The sequence below is a fragment of the Ohtaekwangia sp. genome (genome assembly GCF_036568665.1).
GTDB lineage: Bacteria > Bacteroidota > Bacteroidia > Cytophagales > Cyclobacteriaceae > Ohtaekwangia.
Window position 1 is genome coordinate 1 of the sequence record NZ_DATCSD010000014.1, and the last position, 20,328, is coordinate 20,328.

15 protein-coding genes are annotated in these 20,328 nt (G+C 40.8%); 7 read left to right on the plus strand and 8 right to left on the minus strand.

The features are described from left to right. The 5 genes from VIN08_RS00560 to VIN08_RS00580 form a co-directional block, all read left to right on the plus strand. Positions 1 to 244, plus strand: a 244-nt coding sequence (locus tag VIN08_RS00560; RefSeq protein ID WP_331958630.1) for a (Fe-S)-binding protein, incomplete at its 5' end; no start/stop codon positions are given. Positions 245 to 280: 36 nt separating this feature from the next. After that, entirely contained in the window at positions 281 to 775 is a 495-nt protein-coding gene (locus tag VIN08_RS00565) for a hypothetical protein (protein WP_331958633.1), read from the plus strand. Positions 776 to 815: 40 nt separating this feature from the next. Next, positions 816 to 2,834, plus strand: a complete 2,019-nt coding sequence (locus tag VIN08_RS00570) for an OmpA family protein (protein WP_331958636.1) — start codon at positions 816 to 818, stop codon at positions 2,832 to 2,834. A 105-nt stretch (positions 2,835 to 2,939) separates the two neighbouring features. After that, positions 2,940 to 4,481, plus strand: coding sequence for an alkaline phosphatase D family protein (locus tag VIN08_RS00575; RefSeq protein WP_331958639.1), 1,542 nt, complete (start codon positions 2,940 to 2,942; stop codon positions 4,479 to 4,481). 111 nt (positions 4,482 to 4,592) lie between these two features. Further along, on the plus strand, positions 4,593 to 4,973 hold the full coding sequence (locus VIN08_RS00580) for a hypothetical protein (protein ID WP_331958642.1): 381 nt from the start codon (positions 4,593 to 4,595) through the stop codon (positions 4,971 to 4,973). A gap of 7 nt (positions 4,974 to 4,980) precedes the next feature. On the opposite strand, the gene VIN08_RS00585 is transcribed toward VIN08_RS00580, so the two are convergent. From VIN08_RS00585 to VIN08_RS00610, 6 genes are all read right to left on the minus strand, one after another. After that, positions 4,981 to 5,283: a hypothetical protein gene (locus tag VIN08_RS00585; protein ID WP_331958645.1), complete on the minus strand. Its 303-nt coding sequence runs from the start codon at positions 5,281 to 5,283 to the stop codon at positions 4,981 to 4,983. Positions 5,284 to 5,522: 239 nt separating this feature from the next. Beyond that, the gene (locus tag VIN08_RS00590) at positions 5,523 to 7,325 is read right to left on the minus strand and encodes an acyl-CoA dehydrogenase family protein (protein WP_331958648.1); all 1,803 of its coding nucleotides are present in this window, start codon (positions 7,323 to 7,325) and stop codon (positions 5,523 to 5,525) included. Positions 7,326 to 7,449: 124 nt separating this feature from the next. Continuing rightward, entirely contained in the window at positions 7,450 to 8,625 is a 1,176-nt protein-coding gene (locus tag VIN08_RS00595; protein ID WP_331958651.1) for an acetyl-CoA C-acyltransferase, read from the minus strand. A 12-nt stretch (positions 8,626 to 8,637) separates the two neighbouring features. Beyond that, entirely contained in the window at positions 8,638 to 11,037 is a 2,400-nt protein-coding gene (locus VIN08_RS00600; RefSeq protein ID WP_331958654.1) for a 3-hydroxyacyl-CoA dehydrogenase/enoyl-CoA hydratase family protein, read from the minus strand. 50 nt (positions 11,038 to 11,087) lie between these two features. After that, complete coding sequence (locus VIN08_RS00605; RefSeq protein ID WP_331958657.1) at positions 11,088 to 11,537, minus strand: MarR family winged helix-turn-helix transcriptional regulator; 450 nt, start codon at positions 11,535 to 11,537, stop codon at positions 11,088 to 11,090. A 112-nt stretch (positions 11,538 to 11,649) separates the two neighbouring features. Further along, a complete protein-coding gene (locus VIN08_RS00610; RefSeq protein ID WP_331958660.1) occupies positions 11,650 to 13,062 on the minus strand; it encodes a sulfatase in 1,413 nt (470 codons plus the stop codon). Between the two features lie 21 nt (positions 13,063 to 13,083). Between VIN08_RS00610 and VIN08_RS00615 the strand changes: the two genes are divergently transcribed. Together VIN08_RS00615 and VIN08_RS00620 are read left to right on the plus strand one after the other, a co-directional pair. After that, positions 13,084 to 13,557 carry an MOSC domain-containing protein gene (locus VIN08_RS00615; RefSeq protein ID WP_331958663.1) on the plus strand — a complete coding sequence of 158 codons (474 nt, stop codon included), beginning with the start codon at positions 13,084 to 13,086 and terminating at the stop codon, positions 13,555 to 13,557. 317 nt (positions 13,558 to 13,874) lie between these two features. Further along, positions 13,875 to 17,837, plus strand: a complete 3,963-nt coding sequence (locus tag VIN08_RS00620) for a beta strand repeat-containing protein (protein WP_331958666.1) — start codon at positions 13,875 to 13,877, stop codon at positions 17,835 to 17,837. A 6-nt stretch (positions 17,838 to 17,843) separates the two neighbouring features. Here the strand turns inward: VIN08_RS00620 and VIN08_RS00625 are convergent, their stop codons facing one another. Continuing rightward, entirely contained in the window at positions 17,844 to 19,715 is a 1,872-nt protein-coding gene (locus VIN08_RS00625; protein WP_331958669.1) for a GAF domain-containing protein, read from the minus strand. Positions 19,716 to 19,860: 145 nt separating this feature from the next. Then, positions 19,861 to 20,328: tetratricopeptide repeat protein (locus tag VIN08_RS00630; protein ID WP_331958672.1), on the minus strand; the 468-nt coding region annotated here is incomplete at its 5' end.

Here is a 20,328-nt window from a genome sequence, read left to right on the forward strand (position 1 = left end):
TACTACCGGCCTTTGCTGTGGTGCCGGTGGAGCACAAATGTTTAAAGAACCAGAAAAAGGAAATAAAGACATAAATGTAGAACGCACGGAAGAGGCACTGGCTACCGGAGCCTCTACCATTGCCGTTGCTTGTCCTTTTTGCATGACGATGATGAGCGATGGTGTGAAAAATAAAGAGCGCGAAGCCGATGTAACGGTAAAGGACCTTGCAGAACTTATAGCTGAGGCTAACGGTTTAAAATAGAGCTCCTCTATTCCGGAAGCACTAAAACAAAAGGTTATGTACGTTTCATTCAACTCACTTCCTCCTTTATCACGAATATGGATTTATCAGTCCAATAAAAAATTCACATCGGCTGATATTCATACAATCTCACAGGCGCTTCAGTCGTTTACAGAAAACTGGAAGGTGCACGGGCAGCCTATGGAAGCATCATTCGAAATACGTTATGATCAATTTATTATTCTTGCCGCTAACGATCAGGCAAGTGGCTGCTCTATCGACAGCTCCGTGCGGATAATGAAAGACATCGGTGCGAGCATAGACACAGATTTTTTTGATCGAACCAAAGTTGCCTTCAAAACAGAAAACGAAATTGTTTTGCTTAACCTTGCAGACTTGAAGGCAAAGTATAGTGAGGGTATATGGAACCATCTTACACCTACCTTCAATAATCTGGTAGACACAAAATCAGGATTGGCCGAAAATTGGTTGGTGGCATCTGGTTCTACGTGGCTAAAACGCTATCTTCCACAGGAAACAATAGCGGGTTAAACCGGATAATTTGTAGCTTTAGCATTATTACAAAAGCGATATGAAGTCAGTATTTTTTTCGCTCATTACTTTGCTTCTCCTGGTAAGTGCGTGCAGTGTGGAGAAGAAAGCGAGGAAGGCATTCGCGGTGGGCAAATATCAAAACGCCATTGCACTCTATAAGAAAATGGGTAATAACCCGAAGGCTAATTTTTTTATTGCTGAGTCGTATCGCTTGTCTAACCGTTTGAAAGAATCAGAACAATTCTATTCGAAAGCCGGAGGAAGAGGTATTGATAAAGATACTATCCAATTCTATTATGCGCAGTCGTTAAAAGCTAACGCCAAGTATGATGAAGCAAGGAAACAATATGAAGCACTGGCCTCTTCAACGGAGAACAATGCGTTAAAGGATCGTGCGAGAGTTGAAATGAATGGCCTTGAATATCTTGCCAAGCTGAACGAAAAGCAGAGCTACTACAAAGTAAAAAACCTGGAGTCTATAAACACAGGTGCCAGTGAATATTCACCGGTATATCTCAATAGCGAATTATACTTTACCTCCTCGCGCGGTGATGGAAAAATATATGAAGCCGAAGGCAAACCATTTACGGATCTATATAAGGTAACAACAAAAGGTGCCAATGTCGATATCAATACTGTTGCCAAATTACCTTCCGGTATAAATGATGACGTGAGAAATGAAGGCTGCGTTACATTTACGCCCGATGGAAAAACCATGGTATTCGCCAAGGGTAATTCAGAAAAGAAAAAAGGTGGTGGTGCAGACGTAGACCTATATATATCGCGCTATAGAAATAATGTTTGGACGGAGCCTATTCCGGTAAACATTAACACACAGTTTAAAAATGAAAGCGATCCCGATGCGAAAAATTTCAGCTGGGATTCTACCCCAGCCTTTAGTCCCGATGGCAGAACACTCTATTTTGCTTCTAACCGAAAAGGTGGCTATGGTGGAACGGATCTTTACTCCGCACAAATGGATTCGCGCGGACGATTCACACGCGTAAGAAATTTAGGTCCTGAAATAAATACACCGGGAGACGAATTGTTTCCTTATGTGGCAGAAGATGCCAAACTATATTTTGCATCTGATGGACATCCGGGCTATGGAGGTCTGGATATGTTTGTTGTAAAACGCGCAAATGGAAAAACAGTAATTGAAAATCTTGGTCAACCGATGAATTCTGTTGGCGATGATTTCGGAATTTTTCTTTTCAAACCTGATCGCGGATTCTTTGCCTCCAACCGTGATGGCGGCCGGGGCGATGACGATATTTATACTTTTGTAAATGAAGATCCCAACTTAAAAGTCATCAATTACTATCTGCAGGGTGTAACGTATACTGAAGATAAAAATCAAAATCGCCAGGTACTTCCTAATGCAAAGGTTAGCCTGTTGGATGCGAAGGGTGATGTTATGCAAGACTATACCACAGGCAATGATGGTAAATTCCTGTTCCGAGTATACGAAAATGAAGATTATAGTCTTGTAGGTGAATCAGACGGCTACCTGGTGAAGCGCCAGTTATATACTATGCGAGGCAAAGGTGTAGACCCTACTACGCTGAAAGATCTTATCACAACCATTACATTAGATACAGTCGTTGTGCTCGACAAGATCGAGATCAACAAGATCTTTATTCTTGAAAATATTTACTATAACTTTAATAAGAGCGATATCCGTCCGGATGCAGCAAAAGAACTGGATAAGCTTGTTCAATTGCTGATTGACAACCCGGAAATTAAAATCGAATTGGGATCACATACAGATAGTATCGATACCGAAGATTACAACCAGCGACTTTCTCAGAGACGTGCTGAGTCTGCTGTGAATTATATTGTTCAACACGGTATATCTCCCGACCGATTGGTGGCAAAAGGTTATGGTGAATCAAAACCTATAGCACGAAACACAAATCCGGATGGTACCGATAACCCACGTGGTCGTGACAGAAACCGTAGAACGGAATTTAAGATCCTGGAAGTAAATGCTGTTGCCAAGCCTATCGAAGACACCGAACAGGATGAGGAGGACAAGTACTTCAAAGACAATTGATCCGGACTATTAATTAAGATTTACTTTCAAAAAACTTAACAGGATGTGTCACAGCATCCTGTTTTATTTTTCATTTCTTTACAATGGACCTAAATATATATGGAGATGAAAATAAACCATGTCTTTTTCCTAAGCATAATAGTTGCACTTACCACCGGCTGCACACCGAAGAAAACTACTGACAAAAAACTTCACGAACCTGTTGCAGACCTTTTTGATGTTTCGTTAAAACCATTTTATCATGGTGTTGCTTCGGGTGATCCTTTACAAGATCGCGTTATACTCTGGACGCGTGTTACTCCGGATGATTCTGTCTCGGAGATTTCTGTTCGCTGGGAGATAGCGTCCGATGAAAATTTCTCTTCTATCGTGAAATCAGATTCTCTCAAGACAGATCCTTTGCGTGATTATACTGTTAAGGTAGATGTAGATGGTTTACAACCGAATCAACACTACTATTATCGTTTCCATGCACTCGGCAAAACTTCACAAACAGGCCGAACCAAAACACTTTCAGCCGATGCACTTGATAGTCTCAAGCTGGCTATTGTAAGCTGCAGCAACTGGGAGTTTGGTTATTTTAATGCTTACAATATTATAGCCGGTAAAGAAGTTGACGCCGTTGTTCACCTCGGAGACTATATATATGAATATGCTACAGGTAAATATGGCGATACAACCATTGGCAGAATACATCTTCCCAAACACGAGATCATTTCTTTACAGGATTACAGAACGCGCTATTCTCAATATCACCTGGACGAAGGATTACGAAAAGTAGAGCTGCGACATCCATTCATTACCATTTGGGATGATCATGAAGTTGCCAATAATGTATATACCAGCGGAGCACAAAATCATCAGCCGGAGGAAGGAGATTTTAATCAGCGTAAAGCTGCTGCCAAGCAAGCCTATTACGAATGGCTTCCTATACGTGAAGGCAACAAACACTATCGTTCTTTTACTTTCGGAAAGTTAGCCGATCTGATCATGCTGGATGAACGACTCGAGGGGCGCACGGTGCAGGCAGACAGTGTTACTGATCCTAACTTTGAAAGTGATAAACGCAGTATGCTGGGAGCGGAACAATTACAGTGGTTTGAAAACTCATTAAAAAACTCCAAAGCAGCCTGGAAAATTATAGGCAACCAGGTACTCTTCTCCGATCTGGACATTACGGGAATGTACAAGAATGGCATGCCCAAAAATCTGGATGCGTGGGATGGTTATCCGGCCGAGAAAAAACGTCTCGAACAATTTATACTTCAGAGCAAGATTGAAAATTTGATTTTTGTTTCCGGGGATACACATGCTTCATGGGCCATCGAAACAATGATGGATAACAAGGATAAATCTAAAAAGAAGCAAGCTATCGCTGTGGAGTTTGGTACTACGAGTATATCGTCAGGCAATGGCAATGAAGGTAATCCTGAAGACTCTGTAAAAGCAAAAGAAGTAAAACTCATGAAGTTGAATCCGCATGTTAAGTATGTTAACAACCGCGATCATGGATATCTTCTTTTAACACTATATCCACAACACGCAAAAGCAGAGTGGTTTTATGTGGAGACGTTGCGCACAATTGATAATAAAGAAATACTTGGAAAGAAATATACTGTTGAAAAAGATAAGTATATACTTCAGTAGATTTTCTCATTGACAAATATTGAAAAGGTTGCAGAAATTGCAACCTTTTTTTGTTTGCTATAGCTAAACGATGGCACGGTGCTTGCGTTATTATAAGAAACAACTGTTCTTATGAAAACGCTGCTACCTGTGCTGTTGCTGGCCTCTTTGAGTGCCTTTGGTTATGATTCTGGTATTGCGATTCAAACGGAAGATGGTACCAGTATATTAGTTTCAGTTAACGGAAAACTTTATAATAAACAACCTGGCAAAGTTGTGCGCGTGCGAAGTACACCGGGGCTATTTCATCTGGAAGTAAAAGTTCTTAATCCGTGGAATAAGCAGTGGTATATAGTTCGTAAAAACATCCATGTAGAGAAAGGTTATGAATTTCAATACAAAGTTATTTTTATCAACAAGCTCAAGCCTGAGATTCTAGAAGTGAAAAAGTATCCTATATATTCAAGATACTTTCTTAATCCCAATCTATACAATCGACATCCGGTCTCGTAAAGGCTTTTTATTTACGCGACTTTGTAAGAATTACTATGAGTAATACAATTGCCAGGATTGTAAAGAAGCTGTGATTCCAAAAAATGAAAGGAAAGTGGAAGTTCCAATCAAATATCCAACCGATCAGGCCTCCTATAGCTCCGAATATACCACCGATAATTCCTCCGATGGCACCAATAACGCCTCCGAAGATTCCGATGATCAATCCGAGTAATCCGCCCAGTATACCTATCCAAAAAGGAAACGACAATACTAACAACACTGCAATCAGAACAGTAGTGGTTGAAGAATTTGAGCTACGTGTTTGCATAGGTGAGGAATTTATGTGTTACAGTAAATCCTATGGCAAAAGCCTTACCTGTTTTATGAAAGCGTGAAAATGAGCTCTAAATAAAGATTTCGTTTTCTATCAGCACATCTTCTGTCAAATTCTGAACAATGTCTTTTACAAATGTGAACACTTGCCAACTTTACTGAAAACGGAAAAGGCCGGGATCGCTCCAGGCCTCTTCACAGTTTAGGTTAAGGTCTAAAATTTTTACCTGTATATCAGAAAGGATACTCACCCTTCTCGATTATATAGTTTGCTATTTTTCTTCGGGCTTCTTTAAGATTGTATGCATCAATCTTGGTAAAGCGCTTCAATCCCATCAACATCAGGCGCTGTTCATCACCTTCTGCAAAAGAAGCAATGGCTTCGCGCCCGGCAGCTGCACCCTTGTTGATGGCATAATGTAAATATACCATGGCGAGTTCTTTTTGAATCTCTACAGCCTTTTCTCCTTTTTGTTGGATCAGCTTTTCAACACGCAACAAAACAGATTCGGCTACATAGGCTTCGATCAGAATATCGGCCATGTTCATAATGATCTCCTGTTCATCGGAGAGCTTCATCATAAATTTCTGTACAGCAGCACCGGCAATCATCAAGCCCGCTTTTTTCAGGTTAGCTAATGCTTTCTTCTCTTTTACAAAAATTCCTTCTTCTTCACTCGCACCAAAATCAGGTATAGCAAGCAATTCTTTTTGTACCGCCATAGCAGGAGACATCAGGTCGATTGTTCCTTTCATAGCGCGCTTCAACAGCATATCGATTGTAAGCAGACGGTTAATTTCGTTCGTTCCTTCGAATATTCGATTGATACGTGCATCACGGTAAGCGCGATCCATAGGTCCCTCCGCAGAAAATCCCATACCTCCATATACCTGTACACCTTCATCGGTTACATAGTCGAGCACTTCAGAACCATGTACTTTCAGTATAGCACATTCTATGGCAAATTCTTCCAGCGCTTTCAGACGAGCTTTAGAAGAATCCAGTCCACCTGATACAAAAGCATGGTAAGCATCATCTATATTTTGACTGGCACGATAGTGTGCGGACTCTGATGCAAAAATCTTTACCGCCATCTCGGCAAGTTTATATTTGATAGCGCCAAACGAAGCGATCGGTACATTAAACTGTTTACGTTCATTCGCATAACGTGTAGCTAAAGTTGCGGTTTGCTTGCTACCACCCAATGCTGCTATACCTAATTTGATACGACCGATGTTGAGAATGTTTACCGCGATCTTAAATCCATTCTCGCGTTCGCTCAACATATTCTCCACCGGAACTTTACAATCGTTGAAAAATATCTGACGAGTGGATGATCCTTTGATACCCATCTTCTTCTCTTCTTCATTCATGGTAATTCCACCGAAAGCTTTCTCTACAATGAATGCGCTCAGATTTTTGTCGTTATCAATTTTTGCAAACACGACATATATATCAGCGAAACCACCATTAGTGATCCACATCTTCTGTCCGTTAATGATGTAGTGTTTACCGTCTGCACTCAGCACTGCTTTGGTTTTTCCACTATTAGCATCCGATCCTGAATCCGGTTCGGTAAGACAATAAGCCGCTTTCCACTCACCAGTGGCTAGCTTAGGAATATACTTTTGTTTTTGTGCATCATTACCGTAGTATAGAATAGGTAACGTACCTATACCGGTATGCGCAGAAAGCGCAACAGCAACGGAGTGACCAGCACCGATAACTTCTGCTACGAGCATCGTTGTATTGAAGTCCATACCAAATCCTCCCAGCTCAGTCGGTACAGATGTACCCAATAAACCAAGCTCACCTGCTTTATCCAGAATAGAAGGCATGAGCTGTGGATTTTTCATAGAGTCAATTTCATCCAGGCGCGGCCACACTTCTTTTGCAAGAAAGTCTTTGCACTGCTGCTGGATCATGCGCTGCTCTTCATTAAATTCTTCAGGGATAAAGATGTCGCTGGCGGCTGTTTCGCGGATCAAAAATTCGCCACCTTTAATAGCGTGTTTGGTTTCTGTTGCCGTGCTCATAGTTTTTAGATTTTGCGATGAGATTTGTAAAACAGTTTTACGCTAAGTCTCACCGAGGTTTTTTAAATTTCTTTTATTCGTTTCTCATATAACTCGTTCAACAGTTAGTACTAACAGTAAAGTGCTAACTGAGCAATTCGTAAATACCCGCCACTCCCTGGCCTCCGCCTACACAAGCTGTTACCATTCCATATTTTTTCTTTTGCCTGCGCAATTCATTAAAGAGCTGTACTGATAATCTCGCTCCTGACGAACCTAACGGATGGCCTACTGCTATAGCACCTCCATTCACATTGAGTTTTGTTCTATCTATACCGAGCTCTTTTACTACTGCGAGTGATTGTGCAGCGAACGCTTCGTTCAATTCGAACAGATCTATATCGTCTAATTTCAGGTCGGCAATTTTCAAAGCTTTTGGTATAGCTGCTACAGGCCCGATTCCCATAATGCGAGGATCCACTCCGGCAACTGCGTAACTTACCAGTCTTGCTATAGGCTTTAGGTTTAATTGCTTCACCATTCGTTCAGACATTACCACTACGAAAGCAGCACCATCTGATGTTTGAGAAGAGTTACCGGCCGTTACCGTTCCACCGGCAGCAAAAACCGGTTTCAGTTTAGAAAGTCCTTCTACAGTTGTATCGGCACGTATGCCTTCATCTTTGTCTACGATAAACTCTCTCGTTTTCTTTTTCATGTTCTCATCTACATATACTTCTTTCACTGTGATGGGAACAACTTCATCTTTAAACTTACCTTCTTTCCAGGCTGCCGCAGCTTTCATGTGCGATTCGTATGAAAATTGATCTTGCTCTTCGCGCGATATCTTGAATTGCTTGGATACTTCTTCTGCAGTAAGACCCATACTGGTGTAGTATGTCGGGTGATCTTTCGCGATCGTATAATTCAATGCTGTTTTGAAACCCATCACTGGCACTAGCGACATCGACTCTGTTCCTCCGGCTATAATTACATCGGCCTGGCCGGCATGTATACGAGCACTGGCTATAGCAATGGTTTCAACCCCCGATCCACAGTAACGATTTACTACCATACCCGGAGTATCTATACCTAAAGCAAGCAATGAGATCATTCTTCCCATTTGCATACCTTGTTCTGCTTCGGGCACAGCATTACCCACTATAAGATCATCAACCATTTTATTCTCAAGTCCAGGAACAGACTTCACCAGATGCCTGATCACATCGGCAGCCAGATCATCAGGTCTTGTAAAACGAAATCCACCTTTCTTTGCTTTTCCAACACCGGTACGAAAACCGGCAACTATATATGCATCCATAGTTTTAATGTTTTAGTTTCTAAGAGGCTTTCCCCCTGTGAGTATAGATTGAATTCTTTCCAATGTTTTCTTTTCTCCTGTAAGAGAAACAAACGCTTCACGTTCGAGATCCAATAAATATTGCTCGCTTACTTCCTGCGGTTGCGATAGATCTCCGCCACACATTACGTTCGCGATCCAACGTGCAATCTTCATATCGTGATCGCTGATATAATTACCCATGCGCATACCTTGGACGCCAGCCAGGAAGAGTGCCATACCGGTGCGACCTTGTACTTTAATATTCTTTGCCGGAACGGGCATGGTATATCCTGCATCAGCGAGTTCGATCACTGCGGCTTTCGCATCCAGGATCTGACGATCTTTGTTAACCGAGATTCTGTCTTTACTTCTTAGTATACCCATGTCGCGCGCCTCTTCGGCAGAAAGAGCAACTTTAGCAGTAGCTATATTCATAAACGCATTTTGCAATGCATTCAATTCCACATCACCTTCTTCAAGTGCATCACTTACGCGCTTAGTAAGTTCTTTGGTTCCTCCTCCACCCGGAATCAAACCAACGCCTACTTCAACAAGACCTATATATGTTTCAGCTGCAGCTTGTGCGAGATCGGAGTGTAATGTCATTTCGCATCCTCCTCCTAATGTTCTGCCTTGTGGAGCCACCACAACAGGAACAGAAGAATAGCGAATGCGCATAACAGAATTTTGGAATTGACGAACCATAAAATCAATCTCATCATATTCCTGTTCTATAGCAAACATGAATACAAGACCAAGATTTGCTCCCAACGAAAAGTCAGCTCCCTGGTGGCCAACCACAAGACCTTTATAATCTTTCTCTGCCAGATCGATGGCTTTATTCAAACCTTCCACAACAGAGCTGCCCAATGTATAGCTCTTGCTATGCCATGAGAAGTTGATCACACCATCGCCCAGATCAGTAACTTTTGATTCTGCATTTTTCCAGACAACATTGTTACTCAGGTTTTCGAGAATGATAAATTCTTCTTTACCCGGTATATTTTTATAGGTCTTCGATGCTATATCATAATATTGACGTTTGCCGGCTTCAACTCTATAGAAAGATTTGTTACCGGAAGCGATCATATCATAAACCCACTGCGCAGGTTTATAGCCTGCTGTTTCCATTCCCTGTATAGCCTTCTCAACACCAACAGCATCCCACGTTTCGAAAGGACCAAGTTCCCATCCGAAACCTGCACATACAGCATCATCAATTTTATATAGTTCGTCTGCTATTTCAGGTATACGGTTGCTGGCATATTGAAAGAGTCCGTAAAAAGCATCGCGATAAAAATCTCCGGCTTTATCTTTTCCTGCAAGCAGAACTTTGAAACGATCCTTCAGATTGTCGATCGTCTTCGTTGTTTCCAGCGTAGCAAATTTTGCTTTTGCCTTTGTTTTATACTCGAGTGTTTTCAGATCAAGCGTAAGGATTTCCGTTTCTCCTTTCGCATTCTTCGATTTTTTGTAAAAGCCCTGACCGGTTTTATCTCCCAACCATTTATTTTTTTCGAGCTGATTTACAACATCGGGTAACTTAAACATCTCACGACCTTCATCGTTTGGCAGAGCAGCGTATAGATTGTTCGCTACTTTTACCAAGGTATCCAAACCAACAAGATCAGAGGTTCTGAATGTTGCCGACTTTGGTCTCCCGATTACAGGGCCGGTAAGTTTATCGATCTCATCTACATTAAGATCGAACTTGCGCATGGCATCGATAACTTTCAGCAATCCCCAAACGCCTACTCTATTTCCTATAAATGCAGGAGTATCTTTACAAAGCACAGTGGTCTTTCCTAAATATAGGTCGCCATAGTGCATCAGGAATTTTACTACTTCCGGATCGGTATGTGACGTAGGGATGATCTCAAATAATTTGAGATAGCGTGGCGGATTGAAGAAGTGGGTGCCGGCAAAGTTCTTTTTAAAATCATCGCTTCTTCCTTCTGCCATCAGGTGTATAGGAATGCCCGAGGTGTTTGAAGTAACGAGTGTACCTGGCTTGCGGAATTTTTCCACTTGCTCATATACTTTCTTCTTGATATCCAGATTCTCAACTACAACTTCAATAATCCAGTCATAGTCTTTGATTTTCGACATATCGTCATCAAAATTTCCGAGACTGATGCGCGAAATAAATCTCTTGCTATAGATCGGTCCCGGACTTGATTTGATCGAACGATCGAACGAACTCTGTACAATGCGATTCTTTACGGCTTTACTTTCCAGCGTAAGACCTTTTGCTTTTTCTTCATCTGTTAATTCTTTCGGAGCGATGTCGAGAAGAATTACCTGGCAGCCAATGTTGGCAAAATGACAAGCAATGGCAGATCCCATTACTCCTGAACCTAAAACTGCAACTTTGCGAATAGAACGTTTCATACTATATGTTTTGATGAATTCGCGCGTAGATGTCACGCATGCGCACGAAGTTAATTCTCTAGTTTTTCGTAAATGTTATTTCTTTCTATGATCTGATTTATATCCTGCAATACTTCAAAGAATACAGCCAGCTTATCTTGATCAATCTTCTGCCGTACTACATTATTAAATTGAAGAACGGTTTGTCGCGATACTTCTTTCTTTGTTTTACCCAACGGTGTTAAAAAAATTCTCACCGATCGCCTGTCAACAGGATCGGGTTCGCGGTAAATAAGTTTTTTTTCTTCCATGGCCTTGAGCATGCGCGTAAGACTTCTTGCTTCAAGCCCCATGAGCGGTGCTATTTTCGTTGCCGCGGTTCCTTCTTCGGAGTGTATATTTAGAAGAACAAATCCAATCGAAGTAGTAATATCATATTTACCCGCCTGCTGATTATACATGCGGGCAATAGCATGCCATGCTGTCTTTATATGATGATCGACTGTTTCTTCCCTACGCATACGTTTGAATCGGGGAAAGCGAAGGTATAAATTTTTTGTTATGCATGCAGAGTATTTTGAGGAATATTTTTATAGCAGAGAAAACTGCATCTGCGTAGTGATTTAAGCGTTTTTACCAAACGGGCCTTGCCGCTTCGCGATTTTGGCGGCCTTTAATTCCTTCTAGTGAATCGCCTAATTCTGTACGACAACTGTCTGCCAACAACGAAAGCCGCTTTACAACGTCTGGAAATAGATTTACTACATTTTTCGTTTCGCTAACGTCCTCTTCTAAATTATAGAGTTCAAGAGTCGCAGCATTTATATCGTATTTCGCAGGAATACCATCTTTACCTCCCGGTCGTCCATTCAATGAGCGATATTGATGTGGAAAATATAGTTTCCATTTGCCTGAGCGAATAGCCTGAAGTTCATTTTGATTATAGTAGAAGAAATATGCTTCCTGCGGATGCACCTTTACCTTACTTGTAATAAATGGCCACATATTTTTTCCGTCAATTATGTTTGTTGGTAACGCTGATCCGGTAATCGCTGCTAGCGTAGGCAGTATATCCAGATTCATCATCGGTGACTTGATTACTTCTCCGGCTTTTAATTTACCTGGCCAACGCATAATGCAAGGAACGCGAACGCCACCTTCCCAAACGGTTCCCTTTCCTTCACGCAACGGTTGCGCTAAGCCTGATTGATTGCCGTAACTCAACCACGGACCGTTATCGGATGTAAAGATGACAAGTGTATTTTTATCAAGGTGATTTTGGCGGAGTGTTTTCACGATCTCACCAACAGACCAATCAATCTCTTCAATCACATCACCGTACAATCCTTGCTTTGATTTCCCTTTAAATTTATCAGAAACAAAAAGAGGAACGTGCGGCATGTTATGCGCGAGGTATAAAAAGAAGGGATGATCCTTTTGATCCGCTATAAATTTTACTGCGCGCTTTGTGTACTCTGTTGTTAAAAAACGCTGGTCGCTCTCGATAGAATCTATAGCATGATCATTTTCAATAATCGGAAGCTTGCCAAAAAGGTGTGGTATTTCTGCATGTTTGTTCCACATATCATTGGAGAACGGCACACCATAGTATTGATCGAATCCCTGATGAACCGGAAGATAATCGGGATGATCTCCGAGATGCCATTTTCCGATCATAGCAGTTTTGTAATTCTTCTGTTTTAAAATTTCTGCGATTGTTACTTCATTAAGATCGAGGGCAACTTTTGATTTTGGAAAAAGTGCGCCATGTATTCCAACGCGATTAGGATAACACCCGGTGAGCAGCGCAGCACGTGAAGCAGAACAAACTGGCTGTGCCGCATAGAAACTTGTAAAGCGAACACCTTCTTTTGCTAGCTTGTCGATGTTGGGTGTTGCAAATTCTTTTGCGCCATAACATCCCAGATCACTATAGCCCTGATCATCGGTATAAATAATAATGATATTGGGTTGAGATGGCTGTGCCTGAAGTCGCAGCGACAAGAAAGCCAGCAGTATAAGAAGCGACACTTGTATTTTTGCCATTGTTGAAAATTAAAGATCCGGATGGAATTCAAGCAACTTTTCGAAAATTATAGAAAGCCGGGAAAAGTAAAAGTTATTTCTTTTCGGCCTAAGCGATTGGAAGCTGTACGGTTTGTTTCTGAGATTCTGGCTATAAAAGATAAAGGCCTTGAAGGCGATCGGTACAAAAATACAGGAGGCGCGCGACAGGTAACATTAATTCAGGCCGAACATCTGGATGCTATTGCTTCTTACCTGGGTCGCGAAAAAATAGATCCGGCACTCACCCGAAGAAATATCGTAGTTGAAGGTATTAATCTCCTTGCGCTAAAAGGTAAACAATTTCGAATAGGCGAAGCTTTGTTTGAATATTCAGGAGAGTGTCATCCCTGTTCACGGATGGAAGAGAGTTTCGGACCCGGTGGATATAATGCCATGCGCGGTCATGGAGGAATTACTGCTAAAGTAATTGAAGGTGGACTGATAAAAGAGGGTGATGACGTAATCCCTTTATAAAGTATCAAGTACTGTTTTAGCATGATTTGTAACATTTTGCATTAAATTTTTTCTTCAAAGCCTATTTATTCCCAGCTGTGATTGAAATTTTTTAATAGAATATTTCAGACTTGAAATATTTAAATGGATCATTATGATCTATGATTATCAACAAGATGTTAAACAAATCACGCATAAAAGAGTAGTTATACCAAAAACGAAAAAACGCATTCTACTGTACTGTTAACTCATTTTTACTAATGCTTGTGATATTTTTTTGACTTTCGAGTTGCCCGCAAAAAACAATTATATTTGGGTGGGTTAATCTCGACTGTTATATGAAAAGGCTTTACATCTTCATTTGCTTGCTTTTGGCGAGCAAAGCGTCTCTTTTTGCTCAGTTGTCTGGCACCGTTACGGTTGGAGCTACCGGTACATATCCTGATCTCACCAGTGGCAGCGGGCTTTTCAACGCGATCAATACACAAGGATTAAACGGGAATCTCTTTGTCAACATCGTTTCTGATATAACCGAACCTGGCACAATCAGTTTAAACCAGCGCACAGAGTTTGGCGGTCCTTTTTTATTAACCATTCGGCCGAATACAAATGTGATGCGAACCATTACAGGTTCTGTTGGAAGTGGTTCTGCATTGATTCGTTTTACCGGTGCTGATCGGGTTATTATTGATGGAAGAGATCCTTCGAACAGCACGTTTGATTATACGAATCGCTACCTGACTTTTTCAAACACGCACGAGAATGCTGACATTGATGCGGGAGCTGGTGTCGTTCCTGCCGGAGAAGGAATCGTTTTTAGCTTTTCTGGTGGAGCAATTGACAATTCTCTTCGTTCATTAATCATTGAGGGAAGTGATTACAATGTAAATCGTGGTGTTGTTGTTTTTGGTGGTGGTGGTACTATCGGTAACAACAATATCGTAATTGAATATTGTGATATAAAAAATTCGAACTATCGTCCATCAAATGGGCTATACTCTTCGGGTTCTTCGCTAACTATTCCTAATCAAAACAACATTATTCGTAATAACCGGTTTTATGACTTCTTTTTTGGATCTGTTGTAAATTTTGGCCGCGGAATTTTTCTGAGCACAAACAACGATAACTGGACGATTGAAAATAATTCCATCTATCAAACCAGCTCAATTAGCAGCACGGCCAATAAAGATATATACGGTATACACATCACCAGTGCCGGAACATTTTATATCAACAACAACTATATTGGTGGCGACAGTCCGTTAGCAGAAATAACAAGTAATCCGTGGACCTCTTCCAATAGCTCGAATTATATACGTTCTCGTTTACTTTGGGTTGATCCTGGTGCAGGCAATACTGTTACAGCAGAAATTTCAGGAAATACAATTACGAATATTTCTTCTTCAAACACTTCATCATCGGCCGACATTCTATTGGCAGGTATATATACCAATAACTGTAACTGTACAATTGAAGATAATTTTATTGGCGCGAAAACTGATGGCACCGGAAATATAACGGTAAGTGACGATAATGTAGGCGGAACTGTCTCAGGAATTATAACAGCCGGGACACAACCGGTAACTATACAGCGAAATACGATTCAGAATTTTTCCGTTACTAGTACAGCGTCTGCCCCATCAACCTCTGTGCTTTTTCGAGGTATAAATATTGACGTAACGAGCAGTACTTATTCAACTGTTCTTAAAAATATTATAGTAAAAAATTCTGTAACGAGTAAACCTGCTACTGTTCAAAATATATTCTCGGGTATCAACTGCGGCACATCGGGAGTAAAGGCCAACATCACAAAAAATCAAATCGGGTCGTTAACTGATAATACTCTTGCCAATACTGTATCCTTGAGTGCTTGTATAACTTGTCCGGCTTCGTATGAGATCAACGGGATTAATGTAAATACCACCAATAATGCCAGTCTTGTTGATAAAAATAAAATAGGTTATATAAATATCTCCGGAGCAACTACGGTAGATCACATGGTTGCCGGTATACATGCTGGCGCCAATGTTTCGACGGTTCAACGAAATACCATTTGTAATTTAACAAGCTCGTCAGACTATACCTCTATTGCTGGCATTCAAATTGGAAGCTCTTCAACAAACCTGAGCGTTGTAAATAATATGATAACCCTCGGAAATAGTATAACTGCCGATGTTAAGATCTATGGTATACATAATAACGCGAACAATACATCTACACTTTCTGTATGGGCAAACTCAAGTGTGATAACCGGTACAAGCAGTGGCGGTAATACGGATGAGACTCTTAGTTTTTACAGAGATGCTACTTCGCCTGTTAATCTTAGCACGAATATATTTTTTAATAATCGAACCGGTGGCGGCAATCATTACGCTATAGGAACTTCAAGCAGTTCTAATTTTACTTCTGCTTCATCTGACTATAATTTGTTATACTCCAATAATTCTTCAACAACCGGACTCATCAGTTCAACAGCTTATGATTTTGCTACGTGGCAGACATTGGTTGATGCTAATTCAAAATTTTCAGATCTTGGTACGGTAGCTTCTGCTCCCAATGGAAAATTTGTTTCTCTAACAGATGGCGATTTGCGTATACCGGAAGATGGATCTGTTGTCGTTGATAATAATATTGTTGATCAGGGTGCAGCGGTAGTAACAGAAGATATTGATGGCGCGCAACGATTAAACATTCCGGATATTGGTGCAAGTGAAGTATTGATCACCTGGCAAGGCGGAACATCGGGAAGTGAAACGGATTGGTTCACTGCATCAAATTGGTCTGGTTCTGTTATACCTTCTTGTGGTGTTCGCGACAGAATCAAAATTCGCAACACAACGTATCAACCGGTTATATCATCAGCTGTCACTGTAAAAGAACTTGTTATTATTGAAGATGCTTCCGTTACACTAACAGGCAGTGGCAGCCTCGATCAATGTTCTGACGGTATATCTCCTTACGGTATTGTTGTTAATGGTATGCTTACTGTTTCCGGAAGTCAGTTCATAACACTCATCGGTAATTTTACACAAAACAATACTTTCAATCCTGGCACTGGTACATTAATTTTTAATGGATCAAACACGCAGCAATTATTGGGAGACGATCAATACGAAGTATATAATCTTGTAATTGATGGAGGTTCCGCAAAAAGTGTGTCGCAAAATGTTGTAGTTGATAATGTGATGACATTTACGAATGGTATTGTTAACACAGTAAGTGCGGGCCATATTATTTTCGGAACATCCGGTTCACATACCGGAGCGAGCGATGCATCGCATATCTCCGGACCGGCAGGAAAGCAAACTAATTCTATTTCCAGCTTTACTTTTCCCGTTGGAAAAAACGGTATACTCCGGCCGCTTTCAATTGCAGCATCAAACACACCTTTAACAACATTCACAGCAGAGTATTTTCCCGTGAGCGCTCTGACTACTTACGGCTCCTCACAAGACGGAACTCTTCAAACGATAAGTGATGAAGAGTATTGGATATTGAGTCGTTCAGGTATAACTGATGCATCTGTTACACTTACCTGGAATGCAACAAGTGGTGTCTCAGCAAATGCAGGGAGTCCTGGTCGTGCTGACTTACGTGTTATCCGGTGGGACGGATCGCGCTGGGTAAATCACAGTGGTAATTCTATCACAGGCACACAAAGCTCTGGTTCTGTTACCAGCGATCTGATCACAGCATTCAGTCCCTTCACGTTAGGCTCTGAAGATCCGGCCAATCCTCTCCCGGTAAATCTCAAAAGTTTTCAGGCATACGTTGTTGGCAATCGCGTGAAGCTTGTCTGGACAACAACCTCCGAAAGTAAAAATGATTATTTCACGATAGAAAATTCCAAGACCGGTGAAGTATTTCAAGGTTTATTAAAAGTAGCAGGTAACGGCAACACTATCTCTGAGCATACTTATATAGCTTGGGATAATAATCCGTATAGCGGACTTTCCTATTATAGATTAAGACAAACCGATTGGGACGGTCTTTCAAAAACATTTAAACCTGTTTCAGTACAAATAGATGAAGCTTCATCCAAACCATCTTTATCATTGTCGCCTAATCCGGTTCAAGATGATGAATTTTCTGTTTCACTTCAGTCATTTGGAAATAGCAAGAATATTCAGCTGACGATCATTGATATGTCGGGATATGAATTGGCATCAAAAGAAATTGTTACCGATGAACAGGGAGAAGCCGAAATTTCGTTTACAAATGAATTTCCCAATGGCGTTTACATTGTGAAAGCCTGTAATGGCGTGAGATCTGTCGCACAGAAAATTGTACTGGCACGATAAATATTTTCAGGCATACACGTTTTCGTAGGTTGCCAATTTTTCTTTCAGATATTTTATTTCTTGTTGTAGTTCGTGACGTTGCCGTTCCATAGCTTCCTGTGTTGCCTGCAGCTCTTCGGCATTCTGACGCATTTCTTCATCTTGCTGGAGAAGTGCATTTGCCTGCTGTCGCGATTCAGCCAACATTTTCTGCGTTTCGATTGTCACCTGTTTATTAGAAAGAATAGCGGCAATGTGCTCGGCACTCTTTTCCATAAATTCAATTTTATATTGTTCAAAAAGATTGAATGATGCTACTTCTATCACGCCCATAACATCTTCACGAACTTTTAGCGGAACGATGAGTATACTTCTTGGAGTGGCTTCTCCTAAACCTGAAGTAATTTTGATATAGTCGCGCGGCACTTCCTTCAGATAAATTGTTGACTGCTCCATGGCACACTGACCGATCAAGCCTTCGTTTATAGCAAATTTTTGCGTTTCGTATTTCTTCTTGCCATAGGCATACGTTGCTATACGTTCGAGAAATTTCTCGCTTCCCCCTTGGCGAACTATATATAGCGCTCCCTGATTGGCATCAGTATAGGTAACAAGATGCTTCAGAATTTTATCACCCAGTACATCGAGTGCTTCGGACTCATTTTTTATTATGTCATTAAATTGTGCAGAGCCCTGGTTCGTCCAGTTTATTCGCGATTGCCTTTCTTCGGCCTCCTTTAATTTTTTTTGCATACTGATGATGGATTGTGCCAATACATCGTTGTTAAATCGCTCATCGTATGTAGCATCTAATTTCCCTGTTCCTAATTCTGTGGCAAAGCCCGTAGCAACTTTGAGTCGATCAATAAATTGATTGAAAGCTTCTTTCGTCTGACCGATTTCTTCTGAAGTACGAACTGCCATTTTCTCCGGGAAAAATCCATTGGCAAGTTCAAGCATGGCTGTTCGAATTTCTTTGATAGATTTTGTTAACAAATTCGCATATACTACTGCGAGCAGAAAGCCGGTAATGATCTGGGCAAAGAAAACAATGAACAATACTATTTTGGTACGGATAATCTGCAGGCCATTTTTTTCCTTGATCGTTGTCCGGAATGTTTCGATCTGTGGTTTTATTCGAACAAAATTCTGAAGTATTTTTCCTTTTATACCTTCCTGATCTTTTAGCCCAATCATCTTTTCAATATTTACCACATCGTTGAATTGAGTTTTATACTCATCTACATTCTTAATCAACTCTTCAGGAGCCTCTTGTTGTCTGAGCTCTTCTTTAAATTCATCAATGTGATCGTTAAATTCTTTTTGATACTTCAAATCCTTTCGAAGGAAGAAATCTTTTTCATGTCTTCGAAGTGTCAACATCGAAACCTTGTTATAAGGGTACGATGAGTTTTCTACTACATGAATTGCTTTTCGCAGAGAGCCTTCCAAACCATAGTCTTTAAAGCCACGCGTTTTCAATAAATCAACCAATGTCGAAAATTCATGTTGAATACTGTCGAGCGTTGTTGTTAGTGCCCCAGTAAGATGAGCTGTGCTTTCGATCTCCATTGAGTCCGATTTTTTTATACTGTTAATAATCGTTTTTGCATTCTGAATGCTGCTGTTGAATTTATCGGTCGAAACATCGCGTTGGTCTTCCAGAAAGGATTTCGATTTATATCCTTCGTAAATAAATTCTTTGGTGGCGAGATCTATATTCTCTAAATGAAGTTTAAGGATATCGACCTGCTCATTAATGTCTTTGTACTCAATGATGCGGTTAATCGAAATGATCGAGAGTGCGATCAGCATAACAGACATGAGCAGAATAGAACCAAATGCCGAGAGTAACTTGGCGCGTATGCGCAAGCTCAACACAATTTTTTTCAAGTTCATAAAACTTGCGTTTTGGGTTTGAAATGGGCTGGCACAAAGAAAAACTTCAACACCCAGATGAACGGAAAGAAAACTGTTAAGCTTTCATTAATTCATTGCTCAGGAATTTTTCTTCCGATCAAGAAGAAGAAAAGTTGGGGTATATCTATAGCTGTGGCTGATCGGCAAAATCTCCACGAAGTGTTCTATAGCGCTTTCTTGCTTCCGCGGCATATACGCTACCAGGATATTTATTTAGAAAATCGCGGTATATCTCCATGGCCTTATCTTTATTTTTCAACTGGCGCTCGTATATCTCGCCCTGCAGAAAATACGCATCATCGGCAAGAATGTCTTCGCCAAATTCATTTTGAATTTTTTGCAGAAGTGTGAGTGACGTTTCAAATTCTCCTCTCTTCATGCGGATGTTTGCTTCGAGCCAATATACATCATCCAGTATAGACTGGTTGGTAAGGGGTTTGCCAGTTAGCGAATAACCTTGTTTTAATTTTTCGAGCTGCTTCAGCGCTTCGTCTGTTTTGTTTTGGTATAATAACAATTCAACGGAAGCATATTCTTTCAAAGCTTCCCCTAGTGAATCGAAAGCTATATTTTCTTTTATACGCATGCTCAG

Excerpts from the sequence above, each read along its gene's own strand:
- VIN08_RS00570 (WP_331958636.1), top strand. The coding sequence starts at position 816 with ATGAAGTCAGTATTTTTTTCGCTCATTACTTTGCTTCTCCTGGTAAGT.
- VIN08_RS00600 (WP_331958654.1), bottom strand. The coding sequence starts at position 11,037 with ATGAAACGTTCTATTCGCAAAGTTGCAGTTTTAGGTTCAGGAGTAATG.
- VIN08_RS00575 (WP_331958639.1), top strand. The coding sequence starts at position 2,940 with ATGAAAATAAACCATGTCTTTTTCCTAAGCATAATAGTTGCACTTACC.
- VIN08_RS00590 (WP_331958648.1), bottom strand. The coding sequence starts at position 7,325 with ATGAGCACGGCAACAGAAACCAAACACGCTATTAAAGGTGGCGAATTT.
- VIN08_RS00605 (WP_331958657.1), bottom strand. The coding sequence starts at position 11,537 with ATGCGTAGGGAAGAAACAGTCGATCATCATATAAAGACAGCATGGCAT.
- VIN08_RS00585 (WP_331958645.1), bottom strand. The coding sequence starts at position 5,283 with ATGCAAACACGTAGCTCAAATTCTTCAACCACTACTGTTCTGATTGCA.
- VIN08_RS00595 (WP_331958651.1), bottom strand. The coding sequence starts at position 8,625 with ATGGATGCATATATAGTTGCCGGTTTTCGTACCGGTGTTGGAAAAGCA.
- VIN08_RS00615 (WP_331958663.1), top strand. The coding sequence starts at position 13,084 with ATGGAATTCAAGCAACTTTTCGAAAATTATAGAAAGCCGGGAAAAGTA.
- VIN08_RS00620 (WP_331958666.1), top strand. The coding sequence starts at position 13,875 with ATGAAAAGGCTTTACATCTTCATTTGCTTGCTTTTGGCGAGCAAAGCG.
- VIN08_RS00625 (WP_331958669.1), bottom strand. The coding sequence starts at position 19,715 with ATGAACTTGAAAAAAATTGTGTTGAGCTTGCGCATACGCGCCAAGTTA.
- VIN08_RS00610 (WP_331958660.1), bottom strand. The coding sequence starts at position 13,062 with ATGGCAAAAATACAAGTGTCGCTTCTTATACTGCTGGCTTTCTTGTCG.
- VIN08_RS00580 (WP_331958642.1), top strand. The coding sequence starts at position 4,593 with ATGAAAACGCTGCTACCTGTGCTGTTGCTGGCCTCTTTGAGTGCCTTT.
- VIN08_RS00565 (WP_331958633.1), top strand. The coding sequence starts at position 281 with ATGTACGTTTCATTCAACTCACTTCCTCCTTTATCACGAATATGGATT.